The sequence below is a fragment of the Paenibacillus sp. sgz302164 genome, from assembly GCF_056120505.1.
On record NZ_JBVYOL010000001.1, the window covers coordinates 290,307 to 308,343 of the forward strand.

Genomic DNA, 18,037 nt, shown 5'->3' on the forward strand with positions numbered 1-18,037 from the left:
CAATTAGCAAGAAAGGTCAAGAATCGGGCTTGAATCCGGTTTACAATGGGGATAGCGCAAAAGGGGGCCGCACATAAGTGTGAAAGTGGACTACTTAAAGCAGATTCAAGCGACGATCGATTACGTGGAAGCACATTTGGCCGATGAGCTGTCACTGGCGCGGCTGGCGCAAGTCGCGAAGCTTTCCGACTTTCATTTTCACCGGGTCTTCCAGTCCATGGCGGGAGAAACGGTAATGGAATACGTGCGCAAACGTCGTCTGGCTCGGTCGGCTTATCAGGTAGCTTACTCGGATTCGCGGCTGCTCGACATTGCGTTGGAGAACGGCTTTCAAAACCATGAGACGTTCACCCGCGCCTTTAAGCGCATGTTCGAGATGACGCCGGCCGATTACCGCAAAAAGGGAATCAAACCGCCGACATACTCGAAGCTGAATGTGCTGCAGCGCAAATACAATCCTTATTTGGGAGGCATTCGCATGGAATACCGTATCGTAACCAAACCCGCATTCAAAGTCATCGGCTATGAGTTTCAAACGTCGACGCATAATGGAGAAAACTTGCAGCAGATCCCAAGCTTTTGGCAAGATTATATTCAGAACGGCTGGTGCCGCCGCATTCCGAATCGTGTCCACCGCGATAGTCCGGTAGAACTCGGCATTTGCCACAGCTTTGACATGGACGCCGGAACGTTCACGTATTTGATCGGCATGGAAGCGGAGCATTTCGAAGACGTTCCCGACGATCTGGCATGCCGCGAATTCGCTTCGGCCGAATACGCCGTGTTCACAACGCCCAAAGTGCCGCAAGACCAGTTCTCGCCCTCGATTCAAAGCACCTGGAAATCGGTGTTCCAGGAATGGTTTCCGCATTCCGGTTACGAGCACGCCGGAACGCCGGAGTTCGAGCTTTACGACGAACGCTGCCATTCGGACAAACAGGAAGTGCAGATGGACATCTATGTTCCGATTAAACGTAAAAACGCCTAATATGCAGCAAAGGATGCAGCCTTATTGTAGGGGCTGCATCCTTTGCTTTGTACAGCTAGGAGCCAGGAGCCTGTCCCATGAACTTAGTATGCGAAATGACGGATGCTATGCAGGCGTTAGCGGCACAGAGGCAGTCATAGGTCGACCGACCTCCGTCAGGCAGCGCAAACACGCACACTGGGAGCTGAGCGCAAATGCAAATCCGCCCGCCAGACTCCTAGCTATGTCGGAGTCACGCCGTAAGCCGCTCACGTTGTGCAGGGCTGATTTTCGATGGCAGCCTCTTGCCATCGTTCTGGCCGGCGCTTCGAATTCTACGCTCCGCCGTATTGTTTTTGCTAGATTTGACTGATTTGCGAAACGGGTCTGTTCGATCGCTCTTTACAACTATTAGCGTTTTGGCCGATGCTCATGATCCTAAAAAAAGATTGGATAAACACCAGAGTATTGAGAAAGCCGCAACGCTCTGTCAGGTCAGTTAGCCTGAGGAGGGCTAATTGGGGCTGCAGCCGTTCGTGAAGCAACTTGGCAGCCCATAAAACCTGCGAAAGTGCAGGCTTTTTATGCGGATGAGGCCCGTTTTGAGAAAAAGCCTGCGATTGTGCAGGAATTCCTGATCAAAATGATCCTGAACCCATTTATTCGCGAAAAAAACTGCAGATTTGCAGGAATATTTCGCTGCTGGCATACCAACGAGGAAAAAGCTGCACTTTTACAGGTTTTCCGCGCGCGTTCAAACAGACGGGCTTCCTCCTGCGTGCGAGTTTTTCAACAATCTGGTAAACAACCAGTATCATTAAAAAAGTTAATGCTTGCGGAAAAGCTGATATTCAGTTTTACTTAAACACCACTCTGTAATATAATAATTGTGTTCTCACAGCAGCTCAATTTGAAACAGCTCCTCCAGATCTTTGCCCAATACATCGCTCAATTTTTTGGCCGTCGCAGGTCCTACCGGTTTCATGGAACGTTCTAGTAAGCTGATATAAGCATGGCTTAAACCCGAATGCTTCGCCAGTTCTCTCTGGGTGTAGCCCTTAATAATTCGCGCTTTAATGAATGCATCGGACTTCGCCATAATTCTCATATCCCTGCAAATCCCCCGTTCTCTCTTTTGTTTACAACTGTTAATTCCATTGAACCGCTTTATTTCAGGTTAAGTGACTTTATATCCATTAGAAACCTTATTGCATCTCGGCTGCGTTGGCACTCAACCTCCGTTCTCATTTTGTTCCCCTGATTGACATTATACCATTATTTTCCGCTATTGCAATCAATTATGTTTACTTTTGTATATTTTTTTCTTGTCTGGCTTTGCTTTACTTTTGACAGCACAAAAAAGCCAAGTCCCGGCAGTACCGACTGCCAGGGCTAGGCTTTTTATCGAGAAAGTTCCTGAAAATTTCTTGTGCAGCCGGCAGATCGATATGGAGACGGTACGGTTCTGTCCCCACGCAAGCTCGCCGCCGCCCAAAAGCGATAACATGACTTTTCGCGTACGCCAGAATGAGCGCAGCCGCCCATCTGCTGGAGTCGACCGACATGCCGATCAGCCAAATCGCGCAGCGGGTCGGCTATTCGATTCTTGAACGCTTGGCGACGCCTTCAAGTAATATAACGGCCCCCCGGCAAGTCTGTCCTCGTTTCGCACAAAGTATCGTCCGCTCAGCTTGCTCCCGAGCGTGAGTTCACCCCGAGCTGACAAAAGCGCCGTCGGTCTCGCGCCAGAAAGCCTGCAAAAGTGCAGCTTTTTGTTCGCAGATGCGCGTGCTTCGAAACATTCCTGCAAATATGCAGGCTTTTTAACAAATATGCGAGCTCAAACACATTATGAGCCGGTATTCCTGCACTTTCGCAGGCTTTTCCTCCAAACGAACCACTTGCACGGAAAATACCTGCACTTTTGCAGGCTTTGCGGACTGCCTGGCCGCTGAGCCGGGACTGTCGAGCCGCTGCGCGGACTGCCGAGCCGCTGAGCGGACTGCCATGTCGCTACGCGGACTGCCAAACCGCTGCGCGGACTACGACCCGCTTGGCGGAGCCCCGGAGCCCTGGCCCCCCGGCCTACCGGAGCTCGCGGCTTATTTTAGCTTGTCCAGTTTGTTCATCAGCAGCCGGATTTTGGCATCCGTATCGGACCCTTTCGACGGCGTGTACACGCTGCAGCGCAAGTCCGACCGCCCCTGCACCTGCATCGTCGTTAAATCGAACAGCATTTTCCCGACTTTGGCGTGGCGAAACTCGATGAATACTTCCGGCGCAGAGCTGACATCGTTGTGGTTCCAAAACGTCCGGAACTCCGGATTGCGCTCCCCGATTTTTTGAATAAATTCGCTGTACCAGTTGTCTCCCGCGTACTGCCCGTAGTAGGAGCGGAACATCCCCAAAAAGCCCCTCACAAAATCGCTCCAGTTCACCGCCAGCGCCTTCAGCTCTTTGCGCGTAAACAGCAGCCAGATCATGTTGCGTTCTTCCGCGGGAATCCGTTCAAAATCGAGAAATACCCCGGCCGCCGCCTGATTCCAGCCGACAATGTGGCACCTCCGGTCGAAAATAATCGCCGGGCACTCCCGAAGCTCAGTCAAAATCCGCTCCAGCGCCGGGCTGATCGTCGGCGTACTGTCGACAACGGCGGTTGGCGCCGGCTGCTCCAAAGCCAGCAAAAACATATATTGACGCTCATCTTCGCTGAGCTGCAGCGCAAAAGCAATCCGTTCCAGCACCTGGACGGACATTTTGATCTCTCTTCCTTGTTCCAGCCACGTGTACCAGGTCGTGCTGACGCCTGCGATCTGCGCGACTTCCTCTCTCCGCAGCCCGGGCGTGCGTCTGCGGCTGCCTGCCGGCAGCCCGGCGTCGCTCGGCAGCAGCTTGGCCCGGTGCGCCGTCAAAAATTCGGATAACGCTCGCAAACGTTCTTTCGAATCCATCAAAAATCCCCCCATCATGTAATTCATTATACCAGTATAAACCATAACTTGTAATAGGATAATTCTTATGCCAAACTATTAAAAAAGCTTAGGAGGGATCATCTGTATGAAACGAGTAGTCATTACGGGAATGGGTGTCATTAGTCCGATCGGACAGGATGCGGAAACGTTCTGGAAAAATTTGGTCGATGGACAGTCGGGTATTTCACATATTGACACGTTCGATACCTCGATCTACAAAACGAATGTCGCCGGGGTCGTTCGCGGCTTTGACCCGGAAGCCGCCATCGGCGGACGCGATGTGCGCAGAATGGACCGCTACTGCCAATTCGCGGTCGCAGCAACCAAGCAGGCGCTGGAGGATGCCGGCCTCAGCATCGATGAGACGAACGCCGAGAAGGTCGGCGTCTATATCGGTTCAGGCATCGGCGGCATCCAGACGATGCTGGACAATTACCGGACGCTGCTGGAGCGCGGTCCGGGACGGGTAAGCCCGACCGTTGTGCCGATGATGATAGCCAACATGGCCGCCGCGCAGGTGAGCATCCGCTATGGCATCAAAGGCCCCGTGCAGGCACCCGTCACCGCCTGCGCCACCGGCAATAACGCCATCGGCGAGGCGTTCAAGCTGATCCAGCGCGGGGGCGCTGAGGCCGTCATCGCCGGCGGAGCCGAGGCGACGGTCACCGACCTCGCGCTCGCCGGCTTCGGCAACGCGACGGCGCTTGCGGGGCGTACGGACGCGCCGGAGAAGGCCAGCCGCCCGTTCGACGCGCAGCGCGACGGCTTCGTCGCCGCCGAAGGCGCGGGCGTGCTCGTGCTGGAGTCGCTCGAATCGGCCGAGCGGCGGGGGGCCCGCATCCATGCCGAGATCGTCGGCTATGGCACGACTTCGGACGCCTACCACATCGTGGCGACCGATCCAGAAGGCGATGGCGCGTACCGGGCCATGCGCATCGCTCTTGACGACGCCGGGCTCGCCGTGGAGGAGATCGGCACGATCAACGCGCACGCGACAAGCACGCCGGCCGGCGACCTGTCGGAGACACTCGCCATCAAGCGGCTTCTCGGCCGCAGAGCTTACGAGGTGCCGATCAGCGCGAACAAATCGATGCTCGGCCATATGATGGGCGCCGCCGGCGGCGTGGAAGCCGTAGCGCTCATCAAAACGCTGCAGGAGCAAGTCATACCGCCGACGATCAATCTGGAGCATGCAGACCCGCAGTGCGATCTGGACTATGTTCCTTTGAAAGCAAGACCCGCTCAGCTTCAAATCGGCTTGTCCAATTCGTTTGGCTTTGGCGGCCACAACGCGGTTGTCATTTTCAAAAGATTTTCATAAACATTTTTCCGGCCTCATCCTCGCGATCCAGTTATTAATATATGAATCCTCCCAAAGGGATTGTAATAACTAAAGTAAACTGTTAATATATTAATGTTAACTTATGTTTACTTATGGATCGTTCGTGAGGGTGATGAAACGTGTATTTTTACGATAAATTAAAAGATATGCGCAAGTTGAAAGGTTTTACGATCCGCGAGCTGGCCGACCGTTCGGGAGTTTCTGCGGCATACATTTCCCAATTGGAGAACGGTAATCGCGGCGTGCCGTCGCCGGAAGTTTTGATGAAGCTGTCCGAAGGACTGAACACTTCGTACTCGGAACTTATGGAAATTGCCGGATATTTGGAGTCCGCCCAGCCCGTTCAGGAATATCAAAGCGATCCCGTCAATCTGCGCCGGTTTATTCGCGAGAATGAGCTTATGTTCGACGGAATTGTGCTGACTCCTGTGGACAAAGAATGGGTCGAGCGCATGCTCACCGTGCTGTTCTGGAAGGAGCGCAAGGCGCGCGACGCCGCAGAACAGCAGGAGAATAGCTGATGAACAGCAATCCCTTTGAAATGACACCCTAAGTCCGCTCCGCTGGAAATCGGGTCTTTCGAGGATTTTCGTTAAACCAAAAAAGGGATTCCACGGTCAGCCGCGGTATCCCTTTTTGATGTTTATTCCAAGCCGCCCTGCACATTCAACTTGTAAACGACCAACCGGTCCGGAGCGGAATCTTCCTTCGAATCCGTTTGCGATAATAACCGCAATTCTCTGTCCTTCGTGATCGAATCCGTCGTGTAATTCCCGGAAAGCCGGTATCTCGTCGCCTTCCCCGAGCCGGTATCGATTGCGACAAGCTCCTCGTGATCCGTCGGCAGTTCGCTTCTGCCTCCGGGCCGAAGCGTAAAATACAGCTTCCCCCTGTCCGACAGCAGCTTGCCCATGTTGGCTTGAAGCTGCCAGAATAAGGTGCCGACCGTTCCTTTGTCCGGCTCAATGCGCAGCAGCCTGTAGCCTTGGATCAAGTAAAGCGCGCCAAGCTCTTTATTAAACGTATAGGAATTTTCGCCTGTCGGGGTAGCATCGTAAATCCCGTCCGGCTGCGACCGGGGGAACGAAATTTCCTTTTGCCAATTTCCGTGGCTGTCAAATACATGCATCCGGTCATCCAGCAGCAGGAGCACCTGATTGCGATACGGAATTAGCTTGGCGGACCCGCTCATGTTGGTCATTGCGCCAATATAATGCGTTATTATCGTATGTTTGCGGGTATCGTACAAGTAAAGCCGGTCCATAAGGAAAACCCATAGCATATGGTTCGCAGCTTCGTATACAGCTTCCGGGGCAGCGCTGACGTCGACAAGAGGCAGTTGCCCTGTCTCTTCCGCACGGGACGGCTGGAGCGAAATCTGCTTCAGTTGCCGGTTCATAAGCAGAATGCCTTGCAGGCTTTGAACTTCAAGCTCTTTTTGAGCTGTTACGGTGAGCCGCGAGGGCACCGGAACGCTCGCTTCATCCACCAGCTTCCACTCTCCGCTCAGCTTTAAAACCCGGTTGCCCACCGTATCGGCCACATACCAGTACCCTTCTTCTTGCGCAAAATCAGCCGCTGTTGCGCACGTGACATAACTGCCTGCTGAGCAGCGGACTTTCACCGGCAATCGTCCGGCCGTTTTGAATCCAGCCGCAGCATCCCACGTTTCCATCGTATCGTTGGACAGCACGTACCAGACGCCTGCAATCTGCCGGATCGTGCGGCCTGCGCTGCTGTCCCCGCTTCCGCTGTTGTCCCGCCGCCGCAGCGCCTCCTGCAGTTCCGCGGGAATGGATGACGCATCGCTGCCCGCATGAAGTTCCGGAAAAGAGAAAGTCAGCTCTTTTTGCGGATTGTGCTGTTTCTTTTCTTCGATCGTCTGCCCCTGGGGAAGATCCCTCATCCACAGCGCGCTAGTGTCTTCCTGCTGCCGTACGTTCATCAAATCGCTAAGCGACAAATAGTGCCGAATCCCGTCTTTCGTCGCAGCTACCAGCTTATTGTGCCGCACGATTTCGGAGAAACCCGCCAGCGATGCGGCAGCCGAATGCGCCTCCTCCTGAGAACGGGCCGGCGAGGCCGGCGGATAAGACAACGTTTCTATTCGCTGTGCGCTTGTTTTTACAAAACTTTGCCCGTCAATCAACGTCCAGCCCTGCTCCAAAAGCTGAGGCGAAGGTGTGAACAAAACCGGGCTATAGGATGGAAGCAGGACGCCCTTGGAAGTTTTGTCCCCGGCGCTTCTGACTAGAAGAAGGAAGGCGTCCTTACCGGAATAAACCGGCTGCAGCTTGAGAACCGGGTCCGTCGGAAACGGCACGATTTGCTGGAACTTATATCCCGACAAGCGAAAAATTTGCGGGCCGCCCCCTCCCGCCTGATAGACGAGCAAACCCAGGTCATCTTCCATCATGTAGGCGCCGTCATGCTCTTGAACGTTATCAAATCCGTCCTTGCCGAAAACGGGCTGACCTGACGCGGCAGACGCCTTTTGCAAATTCGGAGAGTAATCGTTCACATAAAACTGTTCCCTCGCCTGCCCGCCGATCCAGTATTCCTGGTACAATTCATCTTTATTTTCGAGAAAAAGCGCGCCCGCCGGTTTTTTGGAAAATGTAACTCTTTTGACAGACTCAGGGGCGAGCTGGATGTCCCCCAGCCTTTTCAACGGATTGCCGGTCAATGCAGCGAGATTGATTTCATACCAATCCCCTTTGCCTTTTTGAACGGAAAGCCCGATATAGGCGGTCGTCCCGCTTCTCCATATGTAGCCTTTTCGCACCGCAGGGAAATTTAAAGGGATATTTTGATAATTGGCGCCGCCGATCCAATCGTAACGAATTTGATTGTTTTGGACGTAAACGACCTGCTTATCGTTGCGCAGCAAAATCAGGGGCTCTTGCGTATCCGTCGAAAAACCTTGCTCGGCCGTCTTCCAAGCGTTTATTTCCTGCAGCTTTCGTTCGATATCGGCGGAAGTGTGATCCGGCTTCGCCGCCAAAGGTTCCGGGGAAACGGACGGATCGGCTCCACGGAGAACATCCTTCAACCGCTCCTCCGGACGTCCGTATGCAAAATAGCTGACGATCAGAATTATTCCGACAAGCAGGCACGCGGCGCCACTCATCCAAATCTTTCTATTCAACCGGTCTCCTCCCTCCCGCCGGAATCTGCGAAGCTTGTCTATCAACTAGGCTAAGAGCGCTTACAGTCAAAACCTATTTTATTTTACCATAGTAAAAGAAAGAAAGAGTATACAAATCCAAAAAGTCATCGCAAAAAAGATAAAACAAGCGGGACTTGGGGCCTGATCCCTGCGATACCGCTTGTGCAGTACAGCCAAAGAGAACCCTAGCGGCATCATCTGTATAGCGTTGCATCGCTAAAAAATCGGCAATACCGCGGGGGATCTTTCCGTGCCGCGAAATGTGCCGTCACCTCTGCCGAAACGAGGTGCCGCATCGTTCCTTGTGGGATAGTTAGGTGACGCTGCTCTTTCTCCGCCCGAAGGCTTGGGCCCGAAAAAATTGCAATGGTCAGACGCACCAACGCTCGCAGCCCCAAGCGCGCGATACGGCGTCGCATGACGGTAGTCGTCACAGGGGGGGGAAGCTGCGACACTTTGCTGGGGCAGCCAGAAGGGGCGCTGCCGTTCGCAAAGCGGCCAGCCTGGCAGGGCAGCCCAAAAACCTGCGAAAGTGCAGGCTTTTTTCACAAAAGTAGCTCATTTTGGCGAAAAGCCTGCAATTGTGCAGTAATTTTCGATAAAAATGAGTCGGAACCCATGCTCGCGGCGAAAAGCCTGCACAATTGCAGGAATATTTCGTAGCCAGCGCATCTATGAGCAAAAACCTGCACTTTTGCAGGTTTTCTTCACGTTACAAGGTAGATTGAGCAGGAATGTCCGACCAAGACAGGACATAAACCTATATTCTAGCTAAAAAAACGGATTTCCCTAGAAAGTGTTCGAAACAAGCGCACCAATGAGCAAAAACCCCCCACTTTATACGAAAATATAACGCAGTAGACCTGGTTAATTTCACACTGTGGGGGTGACGCCCACAACGTTATAGGAGTTTTTTCAAGTTTTCTTCGTGCAGCCAGGCAGATTGTGCGCCGGCTCCGGCGTGTGGGTTTCTAGCAGCCTGGCTTCTGAGGATGTTCGGCACTGCGCGTTGCCTGCGATATGCCCCCGGCCGGCCGCAGGTTTTTCGGGTGATCCCGCTAGCAAGCCGACATAGGCGCGCAAAAAAAACAGGCCGCCCCCTCCGGCAGAATTCAGCATTCATCTGCTTTGGGAACAGCCTGTTTATGTTATTTTGCGTTGGCGAGCAGGCGTTTCGCTGTGCCGTTCTCGGTTTCGATCAACTCGTAAATGTTAACCGATACCGGAGTGACGAACTGCTGGGAAGTGACGTTGCTCGCATCGATGATCTGGGTGCCGCTGATCAGCTTGTTCGCGCCTGTAAAGGTAGCGTCTTTGGAACCGAGCACGCGACCCGCACCATCGACAATTTCAAATCTCAGCTTGGAGAAGTTGTTGTCGACGACGACATTTTCCTTTTGCGTAATGTCCAGATCCAGATTGATTTTATAGGAATATTGCGACTGGGCATAAGTGAAAGCGACAAATGCGCTGTTCAGCTTTAGATCAAACGGATATAAAGAGTACGTATTGCCGGTTTCTTCGGTTTGAGCCTTCGTTTGCAGCGAAGCGACCGTTGTCGTGTAAGGCGCCGCCGCCTGCGCGTCCAGCAGCTTCATGGAGAACGTGTCACCTGTTTCCGACTCCGGCACATTGTAAGAGTAGCTGACAACGTAGCTGAGGCCCGGATTCATTGTAGTCGTTACCTTCGCTTGCCTGGAGCCGCGGTAAGTGACCCCTTTGCCGTTGGACAATTCCGTTTGGAATGCCGGAACGTCTGCCGGCACATCGCTTTTGTTCGTCAGCTTGAATTTGGCGACGACCGTTTTGAAGCCTTCGCCCGGATTCTCGTGAAGGTGCAGCTCCATCAGCGACACTTCGGTTTTGCTGTCAACCACTTTCGTCATAGGGTCGAAAGCGATCGGAGTGCCGATCGTGTAAGCCGTGCCAGCCGCATTTCCTTGTCCGGCAGCCGGCCAAGCGAAGCCAAGCTTGCCCGTGTTGATCGGCGTTGCCTGCGCGCCCGCTTTGGCGATGAACGAATCCGTGGTGACCAGCAGGAGGTCGGAAACCGTCGCACCGTTGTCAATCGGAATGGCGAAGTGAATGTATTTCTTTTCGCCTCCGTCCAAAGTTACGGCATCCTGCTCCGTTCGTTTGCCTTCGAACGTTTTTTGAGCGGTTTGGGCATCCAGACGGAAGGTCGGAACCGTTTCCCGGCCGCTTCCCGGATTTTCGGCAAGCAGTGTAACTACGACCGCCCGGCCGCCGCTCGTATTTTGTGCAGCCGCTGCAGACGACGTGTTTTGCGCAGCTGCTGCAACCGGCGTATTTTGCACAGTCGCTTCAACCGGCGTGTACACAAGCCCCGAGTTCAGCCCGGGAATCGTGAACGCCTGTCCCCAATTGAGCAAATCAAGCTTTTGCAGCGCCGCGTTGCCGGTTCCGTACCATACGGAGCTTGCCGGCATCGTCAGCAGCGTCGTTTCCTGCTTCGGATACGAATAGATGTCCACGTTGACGAAGGAGATCGAGTCGATTTTAGTCAATTCTTTGCTGTCAACGACCGCCATGTAGGTCAGTTCGCCGATTTCTTTCGGCTGCAGAGCCGCCTTGTTGCTCACGCTCGGCTGAAGCGTATAGACGAGGCCTTCCGCCGTCCGCACGCGAAGCTCATGCTCCGGCAGGCGGTTTTGCGTCTCGCCTCCGTTGTATACCCTAACGGTTGCCGATATTTGCAGGCCGTTCGCCGTAGATTCGACGGCGATATTTTTAATCGCCGCGCGAATGTCGCTCGTCAGCCCGTAATTGGACGACGGAGCAGCTGCGACAACTGCCGCAGCGTCCGCAGCGAACACCGGAAGCCCTCCTTGAATGATCATCGTACCGATGACTAACGCGGTAAAACCCGTTTTCCATGGTTTTTTCATGCTCGTGTACTCCTTGTTCTGAGATTTGCGTTTCTTATTTGGCTGCCGGAGTCGCCGATGGCGAAGGCTGGGCCGCTTCCGCTTTTTGCCCGTCCTTCAATGTGTTTTGCCCGGTTACGACAAGCTGTTCGCCGTCCTTCACACCTTCAAGCACCTCTTGAAACTCCCCGTTGATGCGTCCAAGCTTCACTTTGCGTTTTTGATACTGGCCGTCCTGCAAAATGTACACATAGGTGTCCGATTCCTCGCGGACGACGCTTAAAGTAGGCACGGAGACGACTTGTTCTTCTTTTTCCGTTGTCAGTTGGACCATGTAACGCGTGCCCGGCTGCAGCTGATGGTCGGGGTTCGGGACCTCAAGCTCCAACGTATACGTTTTGGTCGTTGCGCTCATGATCGGCGCCAAATAGCTGATTTTGGCGGTTCCCTTTTTATCGGGGGCGTCCGGATTGTAGTATACGAGCTCCTGCTTGCCTTTGACAAGCTGATAGTTCGTTTCGGACAGCTCCGTTTTGATTTTAATCGGGTCAACCTGCTGTACCTGGCCGACTTTTCCCGCCGCTGCGGAAACGCTCTGTCCGACGACGATCGTAAAGTCGGTCAAAATGCCGCTGCCCGGCGCTTTTACGCTGTAGTTCTCCAGCGAGCGCGTTGCGTCATCCAGGGCAAGGGCCGATGATTCGGCTTGCGTTTGTATCGACGATATCGAATCGCTTGAATCGAAAGCCGACAGCTTGTTTTGAACGGATTCGAGATTCATCTGCGCCGTGTCGAGCGCCTGCTTCGTTTGATCGACCTGATGCTGGGTTACGAGGCCCGCGTCGAAGTCATTGCGGATCTTGTTGTAATCCTGCTTGGCATTTTGCAAAGCAGTCTGCGATTTTGTCACGTTATCCGCCAAATCTTTGCGGTTGTTGACTTTGTCTTTTTGGGCTTGCGACAGCGATTCCTGGGCGCTGCGCAGGGCGAGCTCGCTCTTCTGTTTGGCCGACACCGCATCTTTGCTGTCGATCACGAACAAAACATCGCCCTTCTCCACGTACTCGCCGCGCTTTTTCAAAACTTCCGTGACCTCGCCGTTCGCTTTGGGAATGACGTCCAAAGTCGTGCCGGCCGCTAAGTCGGCCACCTGTTCAATAGGACTGCTGATCGAATGCTTCGCGATCGCATCGGTTTTTACCGGTCTCGGCGTTATTTGCGTGGTTGCCGCACCGCTCCCGCCCGGAGCCGAGCAGCCAGCGGCCAGAAGCGCAGCCGCAGTCAAGAGAGCGAACACTCCTATAGTTTTACGTTTGTATTTTTTATTTTCCGTGCTAACCTTTTTCATCTATGTGCCTCCCTTAATTAAACCTCGACTGTGCCCGGCGATGCGTTCTCGCTGTTTTTGCCGCCTCTTTTGAACATACGGGAAACTCTGCTTTTAAAGCTTTCGATCAATTCGTAGACGATCGGCACAACAACCAGAGTCAAGATGGTCGATGTGGTCAAACCGCCGATAACGACGACCCCAAGCCCTTTGCCGATCAGGCCGCCTTCTCCGGAAATGCCCAGAGCAAGAGGGATAAGCGCCATAATCGTCGCGCCGGCTGTCATAATGATCGGGCGCAGACGAACTTTTCCCGCTTCAATCAGCGCATGCCGTACCGTGTAGCCTTCTTCGCGCAGCTGTTGAGCACGGTCCACCAACACGATCGCATTCGTAACGACGATCCCGATCAGCATCAGAAACCCGATCATGGAAGTTACGGTAAGCGGCTCTCTCGCTATGACGAGTCCGAGCAGGCCGCCGATGACGGCGAGCGGAAGCGAGAACAGGATGGCGAACGGCGCGCCGGCGTTGCCGAAAGCGAGCACCATGATCAAATAAACGACGAATACGGCAGCCGCCATGGCGACGAACAATTGCGAGAAGCTGCTGTTAATATCGTCCGATACCCCGCCGGCTTTCGTCGATACGCCATCAGGCAGCGTCACTTCGGCCAGCGCCTGCGACAGTTTCTGGCTGACGCCGTTTTTATTACTGGAATTGATTTTGGCCGTCACTTTCACAAGCTGTTGGCGGCCTTCCCGGCCAAGCGAAGCGGCGCCTTTGATTACATTGATTTTGGCGACTTCCTTCAGCAGAACCGTGGAGCCCGTGGAAGTAGTGAACGGAATATTGCCCAGCTTTTCCAAGGTGTCTTTATCTGTTTTATCCAGCGACACCGTTGTGGTGTATACGATATTGTCGAACTTCATATCGCCAAGAGCCTGTTTCTGGATCCAGGCGCGCGCGGTATCCCGGACTGTCGCAGCGTTCAGACCGTAAGCTCTCGCTTTTTTCTGGTCGACGGCGATTTCGACTTCCGTCTTCGCGTCGCTCAGGTTATCTTTGACTTCGCTGAGCTCAGGGAACGTGTTCAGCTTCGCTTTTACCAGACCGGCGGCTTTTTCCAGCTGAATCTGGTCTTCCCCTTTCAACGTGTATTCGAAGTCGGTTGAGGAGACTCCCATGTCGCCTTCCATCGATTTGGGCTCGACTTCAGAACCGGCCGGAAGCTCGGAAAGAATGTAATTTTTGACCTGATCCTTGACTCTATCCGGCGCTACGCTGTCGTTGACGCTCACAAATATTTGCGAAGCGTAAGGCGTACGCTCATCGTTATTGCCCGCATACCCGACGAGCCCCTCCACATACGTAAATACCGGCTGGCCTTTAGAATCTTTCGAGTTCATCAGCTCAGTTTCAATTTCTTTCGTTTTGGCGTCCGTTGCATCGTAGGAAGTCTCATAAGGCATCTTCAATTGGAAGTACATCGTTTTGGACGGCTTAGAGCTTGGCAAGAACGAAACGGATAAGAACGGCATCGTAGCGACAATTGTAATGACAAAAATCAAACCTGCAATAAGCAACGACTTGATGCGGTTTTTCAAGCTCCACTGCAGCACTTTTTCATAGAACAAAGTGATTTTGCCGTGCTGCGACTCGTCGTGATGCGCTTTACCCGGCTTGCCTCGCAGCACGAGCAATTTGGCCAGCATCGGAATAACCGTGAGTGCGACGATCAGGGAAGATATGAGCGCGCACGCGATCGTTAAGGCAAACGGTCTGAAAAATCCGCCGATGATGCCGGTTACCAACGCCAACGGCGCAAATACCCCTACCGTCGCTAGTGTGGATGACGTAATCGCCATCGCCACCTGGCTCGTTGCCAGAGCGATAACCGATTCTTTGCGTTCCTGCGCTTTTTCCAGCGAGGCGTAAATATTTTCGATAACGACGATGGAATCGTCGACGACACGGCCGACCGCGATAAAAATACCGCCGAGCGTCATCGTGTTCAGCGTCAATCCCAGCTGCCCCATCAGCAATAAAGTAATGAGGATGGACAACGGAATCGATACGAGCACGATCAGCGTCATCCGGACGTTGCGCAAGAAAATCAGAATCATCAACGAGGCCAAAACGGCGCCTACGACCCCTTCGCGAATCAGACCCGTGATGGATTCCTTGATCTGGTCTGCGCTGTCGTACGTATTTTTGAACGTTACGTTCGGCATCGACGATTTCCAGCCGTGAATCATCTTCTCGATGCCTCCCGAGAATTCGACGGCGTTGGCGCTGCCCGATTTGTACATCACCATCGCGATAGCCGGTTTGCCGTCCAACCGCCCGATAAATTTGGACTCCGTGACGGATTTGACTTTGGCCACCTGGGAGAGCTTGACGATATCTCCCTTGGGCGTCGTAATTTCAAGCTGTTCAAGCTCGTACAAGCTTGTAATGTTGCCCGTTACGCGGGCCATCTTGTCGTTGCCGCTGATCTCGACGCTGCCAATCGGACTTTTCGCGACGGCGGCATTGATGGCGGCACTCAGCGACGATGGCGACAAGCCGTATACTTCCATGGCGCTTGCGTCCAGTTCGATATCAAGCGACGTATCGCGCGCGCCGACGATATCCATATGGTCGATGCCATTGATGCCCTCAAGCCCCGGCTTGATTTTGTCTTTGAACAAAGCGTCCAGCTCGGTTTGGCTCATGCCGTTTTCGGCGTAGGCGACTAAATAGTTCGTCGGGATGGATGCCGCGCCGAATGTGGATGCTTTTGGCGTTCCTGCGGCAGCCGGCAATTTCACCTCGGCAAGCAAATCCTGAACGTCCTGCTTCTTTTGTTTCGCCTCCACATTTTCTTTGAACTTCAAAATGATCGTCGAGAAATTATCGCTCGAGGTTGAGCTCATGGTATCCAGATCTTCCATGTTAGCCAATTTCTCCTCGATCGGATCCGTAACTTCATCCATAACATCCTTGGGCGCTCCCGCATAGGTTGTTGTTACAACAACATACGGAAAGGATACGTTCGGCATGTTCTCGACCTTCAACTGCGTAGACGTATAGAGCCCGCCCACAAAAAGCATGATCATGATGATGAACAGCGCCGACACGTTTTTCATGGAAAACTGTGTAATTCGATTCATTCCTGCACTCCCCTCGTAACAATCGTGTTGCACATTTGGATCAAAATCAAATGTTCGTATGCTCAAGATACCCGGTGAATATGAACCCAATATGAACTAAAAGAAAAACCTTGGAAAATATTTCTCCAAGGCTTCGCTTCACAGATTAATTTTTCGGATGGTGCATTACAATCGGCAGCGTGACCACGAATAACGTGCCTTCCCCCGGTTCGCTTCGCAAATCGATCGTTCCCTGATGCATCTCGACGATTTTTCTGACGATAGCCAGCCCGAGCCCGTTTCCTCCCTTATCGCGCTGTCTGGCCTGATCAGCTTTGTAAAACCGGTCGAAAATCCGCTCCTGATCTTCTTTGCGGATGCCGATGCCGCTGTCCTTGACCAGAACCCGTATCCGGTCCATCCGGGTCACAAGCTTCAAACGTATTTTCCCGTGCGGCGGGGTAAATTTGATAGCATTGCCGAGTAAATTGATCCAAACCTGATTCAACTGATCGGCATCCGCCGTAATTTTAACTCTGGGCAGCTCCAGTTCCATTTCCAGATGCTTCTCAGACCATTGAGGCTCGTAAAAAACGACGACTCTGCGCAGCTGTTCATCGAGGTCAAAGGTTGCAGGATGGAAAGGATGATGCTCGGATTCGAGGGAAGCCAGCTTTAACAAATTTTCGCTTAGCCTCGACAGCCTCTCGCTTTCCCGTTCGATAATTTCCAAATACCGGTGGCGGTCCTCCTCCGTAATTTCCGGTTGTCTGAGCGCCTTGGAAAAACCGCGGATCGATGTGAGCGGCGACTGAATCTCGTGGGATACGTTCGAGACAAAATCCTGTCTCATTTGCTCCAGCTGCTTTAATTCCCCGGCCATATGGTTAAAGCCTTCCGCAAGCAGTCCGATCTCGTCCTTCCGCTTGATCTTTACATTGACGTTGAAATTGCCGCGGGCAAGACGATTCGTCGCCAGGGTCAGCTTTTTGATCGGATTGACAATATACCGGGAAGCGAACAAAATAAGGATGCTTCCGATAATCAGGACGACCGCAAGTCCGGTCAAAACCGCAGCCCTCGTCTGCCCTTTGCCTTCCTCGGATATTTTGGGAGCGACAAATAAAGCGTACGTCCTTCCGTCCTTGACAAGAGGAATACCGACCTTGATCGTGGCAAGATCGCTCAGATTGTCGGTGTACCGCACGCTGTTTTTGTAAACTTCGCCTTGCAGCACTTGCTGCACCTCTTCGGGCTGAATAACGGGGAAGTACTTCTTGTCTTGAATGCCGTAAGTTTGAAAATTTCCGCTGTCTTTGAACAATGTTAAAGAAAATCCGTCGTTTAGTTTGGTGCTTGATTTCAATATATCTTCCAAAGGGACGGATGGAAACGTTTCGCTCATTTCGATAACCCGATTGCCTGCAGTAAGCAGCCCGGCCTGAATCTGCACGGAGATCTGGCTGGTAAAAAATATCATGGTCACCGGAAAGGCAAGCAGCACGCTGACAATGACGACGGCGGAATAGGTCAGCACAACGCGCAAATAAAGCGTTTTGATCATGACTTGACCTCAAGCCGATAGCCCAAACCGCGGATCGTCACGATCTGGAATTGGTCCGTTTCGTTCTCGAAGCGTTCCCGGATCCGTTTGATGTGCACGTCAACCGTCCGCTCGTCGCCCTCATAGTCGATTCCCCATATTTGCTCGATTAACTGCGCGCGTGTAAAAATTTGCGCCGGATAGCTGGCCAGCTTGTAAAGAATTTCGAATTCTTTAAGCGGCAGCACGACCCGTTGATCCTTTACGCGCACCTCATACTGCATGCGGTCAATGACAATGTCCCCGATTTGCACCGTCTGGGAGGAGGCGATCCGGTACCGCTTCAACAGCGCCCTCACGCGCATCACCAGTTCCACGGGATCGAACGGCTTGACGACATAATCGTCCGTCCCGAGCTTGAAGCCCTTCACTTTGTCGGCGGACTCGCCCTTCGCCGTAACCATGAGCAGCGGAAGATCGCTGTACTGGGCCCGCAGCTCGCGGCACAGCTCCCAGCCGTCCATAAGCGGCATCATCACATCGAGAACGACCAGATCGATCTGCATCGTTTCAACGATGGCGAGCGCATCCTGTCCATTTCCCGCCTCGATCACATCCAGGCCTTCTCCGGCCAAATAAACCCGAATCAGCTCGCGGATATCCAGATCGTCGTCCACAACCAGCACTTTGGCCAT

At 53.2% G+C, this 18,037-nt stretch carries 12 protein-coding genes; 4 read left to right on the forward strand and 8 right to left on the reverse strand.

Translation table 11 applies throughout. The features are described from left to right. The first annotated feature begins 79 nt into the window (after positions 1-79). Positions 80-988 (forward strand): GyrI-like domain-containing protein, encoded by a 909-nt coding sequence (locus AC0LWT_RS01215; protein ID WP_474679387.1) that lies wholly within the window; start codon positions 80-82, stop codon positions 986-988. Between the two features lie 550 nt (positions 989-1,538). Beyond that, positions 1,539-1,832, forward strand: a complete 294-nt coding sequence (locus AC0LWT_RS01220; protein ID WP_474679388.1) for a hypothetical protein — start codon at positions 1,539-1,541, stop codon at positions 1,830-1,832. A 30-nt stretch (positions 1,833-1,862) separates the two neighbouring features. Here the strand turns inward: AC0LWT_RS01220 and AC0LWT_RS01225 are convergent, their stop codons facing one another. Together AC0LWT_RS01225 and AC0LWT_RS01230 are read right to left on the reverse strand one after the other, a co-directional pair. Then, positions 1,863-2,075 carry a helix-turn-helix domain-containing protein gene (locus tag AC0LWT_RS01225; RefSeq protein ID WP_474679389.1) on the reverse strand — a complete coding sequence of 71 codons (213 nt, stop codon included), beginning with the start codon at positions 2,073-2,075 and terminating at the stop codon, positions 1,863-1,865. Positions 2,076-3,069: 994 nt separating this feature from the next. Continuing rightward, a complete protein-coding gene (locus AC0LWT_RS01230; RefSeq protein ID WP_474679390.1) occupies positions 3,070-3,918 on the reverse strand; it encodes a helix-turn-helix transcriptional regulator in 849 nt (282 codons plus the stop codon). A gap of 106 nt (positions 3,919-4,024) precedes the next feature. Here AC0LWT_RS01230 and fabF point away from each other — a divergent pair, with 106 nt between their 5' ends. Both fabF and AC0LWT_RS01240 read left to right on the forward strand, forming a co-directional pair. Then, on the forward strand, positions 4,025-5,260 hold the full coding sequence (gene fabF, locus AC0LWT_RS01235) for a beta-ketoacyl-ACP synthase II (RefSeq protein ID WP_474679391.1): 1,236 nt from the start codon (positions 4,025-4,027) through the stop codon (positions 5,258-5,260). A 140-nt stretch (positions 5,261-5,400) separates the two neighbouring features. Continuing rightward, positions 5,401-5,802 (forward strand): helix-turn-helix domain-containing protein, encoded by a 402-nt coding sequence (locus AC0LWT_RS01240; RefSeq protein WP_474679392.1) that lies wholly within the window; start codon positions 5,401-5,403, stop codon positions 5,800-5,802. Between the two features lie 122 nt (positions 5,803-5,924). Here AC0LWT_RS01240 and AC0LWT_RS01245 read toward each other — a convergent pair whose 3' ends face one another. The 6 genes from AC0LWT_RS01245 to AC0LWT_RS01270 all read right to left on the reverse strand — a co-directional run bounded on the left by AC0LWT_RS01245 (position 5,925) and on the right by AC0LWT_RS01270 (position 18,037). Further along, the gene (locus tag AC0LWT_RS01245) at positions 5,925-8,429 is read right to left on the reverse strand and encodes a hypothetical protein (protein WP_474679393.1); all 2,505 of its coding nucleotides are present in this window, start codon (positions 8,427-8,429) and stop codon (positions 5,925-5,927) included. Between the two features lie 1,169 nt (positions 8,430-9,598). Beyond that, the gene (locus tag AC0LWT_RS01250) at positions 9,599-11,359 is read right to left on the reverse strand and encodes a hypothetical protein (protein ID WP_474679394.1); all 1,761 of its coding nucleotides are present in this window, start codon (positions 11,357-11,359) and stop codon (positions 9,599-9,601) included. Between the two features lie 34 nt (positions 11,360-11,393). After that, positions 11,394-12,686, reverse strand: coding sequence for an efflux RND transporter periplasmic adaptor subunit (locus tag AC0LWT_RS01255; protein WP_474679395.1), 1,293 nt, complete (start codon positions 12,684-12,686; stop codon positions 11,394-11,396). A 17-nt stretch (positions 12,687-12,703) separates the two neighbouring features. Further along, positions 12,704-15,820, reverse strand: coding sequence for an efflux RND transporter permease subunit (locus AC0LWT_RS01260; RefSeq protein WP_474679396.1), 3,117 nt, complete (start codon positions 15,818-15,820; stop codon positions 12,704-12,706). 145 nt (positions 15,821-15,965) lie between these two features. Continuing rightward, positions 15,966-17,363 (reverse strand): sensor histidine kinase, encoded by a 1,398-nt coding sequence (locus AC0LWT_RS01265; protein WP_474679397.1) that lies wholly within the window; start codon positions 17,361-17,363, stop codon positions 15,966-15,968. Beyond that, positions 17,360-18,037: a response regulator transcription factor gene (locus tag AC0LWT_RS01270; protein WP_474679398.1), complete on the reverse strand. Its 678-nt coding sequence runs from the start codon at positions 18,035-18,037 to the stop codon at positions 17,360-17,362. Before AC0LWT_RS01270 ends, AC0LWT_RS01265 begins: the two co-directional genes overlap by 4 nt.

Bases quoted from the DNA above. Each gene is read 5' to 3' on its own strand.
- AC0LWT_RS01270 (WP_474679398.1), bottom strand. From the start codon at position 18,037: ATGGCCAAAGTGCTGGTTGTGGACGACGATCTGGATATCCGCGAGCTG.
- AC0LWT_RS01250 (WP_474679394.1), bottom strand. From the start codon at position 11,359: ATGAAAAAACCATGGAAAACGGGTTTTACCGCGTTAGTCATCGGTACG.
- AC0LWT_RS01265 (WP_474679397.1), bottom strand. From the start codon at position 17,363: ATGATCAAAACGCTTTATTTGCGCGTTGTGCTGACCTATTCCGCCGTC.
- AC0LWT_RS01255 (WP_474679395.1), bottom strand. From the start codon at position 12,686: ATGAAAAAGGTTAGCACGGAAAATAAAAAATACAAACGTAAAACTATA.
- AC0LWT_RS01230 (WP_474679390.1), bottom strand. From the start codon at position 3,918: ATGGATTCGAAAGAACGTTTGCGAGCGTTATCCGAATTTTTGACGGCG.
- AC0LWT_RS01225 (WP_474679389.1), bottom strand. From the start codon at position 2,075: ATGAGAATTATGGCGAAGTCCGATGCATTCATTAAAGCGCGAATTATT.
- fabF (WP_474679391.1), top strand. From the start codon at position 4,025: ATGAAACGAGTAGTCATTACGGGAATGGGTGTCATTAGTCCGATCGGA.
- AC0LWT_RS01260 (WP_474679396.1), bottom strand. From the start codon at position 15,820: ATGAATCGAATTACACAGTTTTCCATGAAAAACGTGTCGGCGCTGTTC.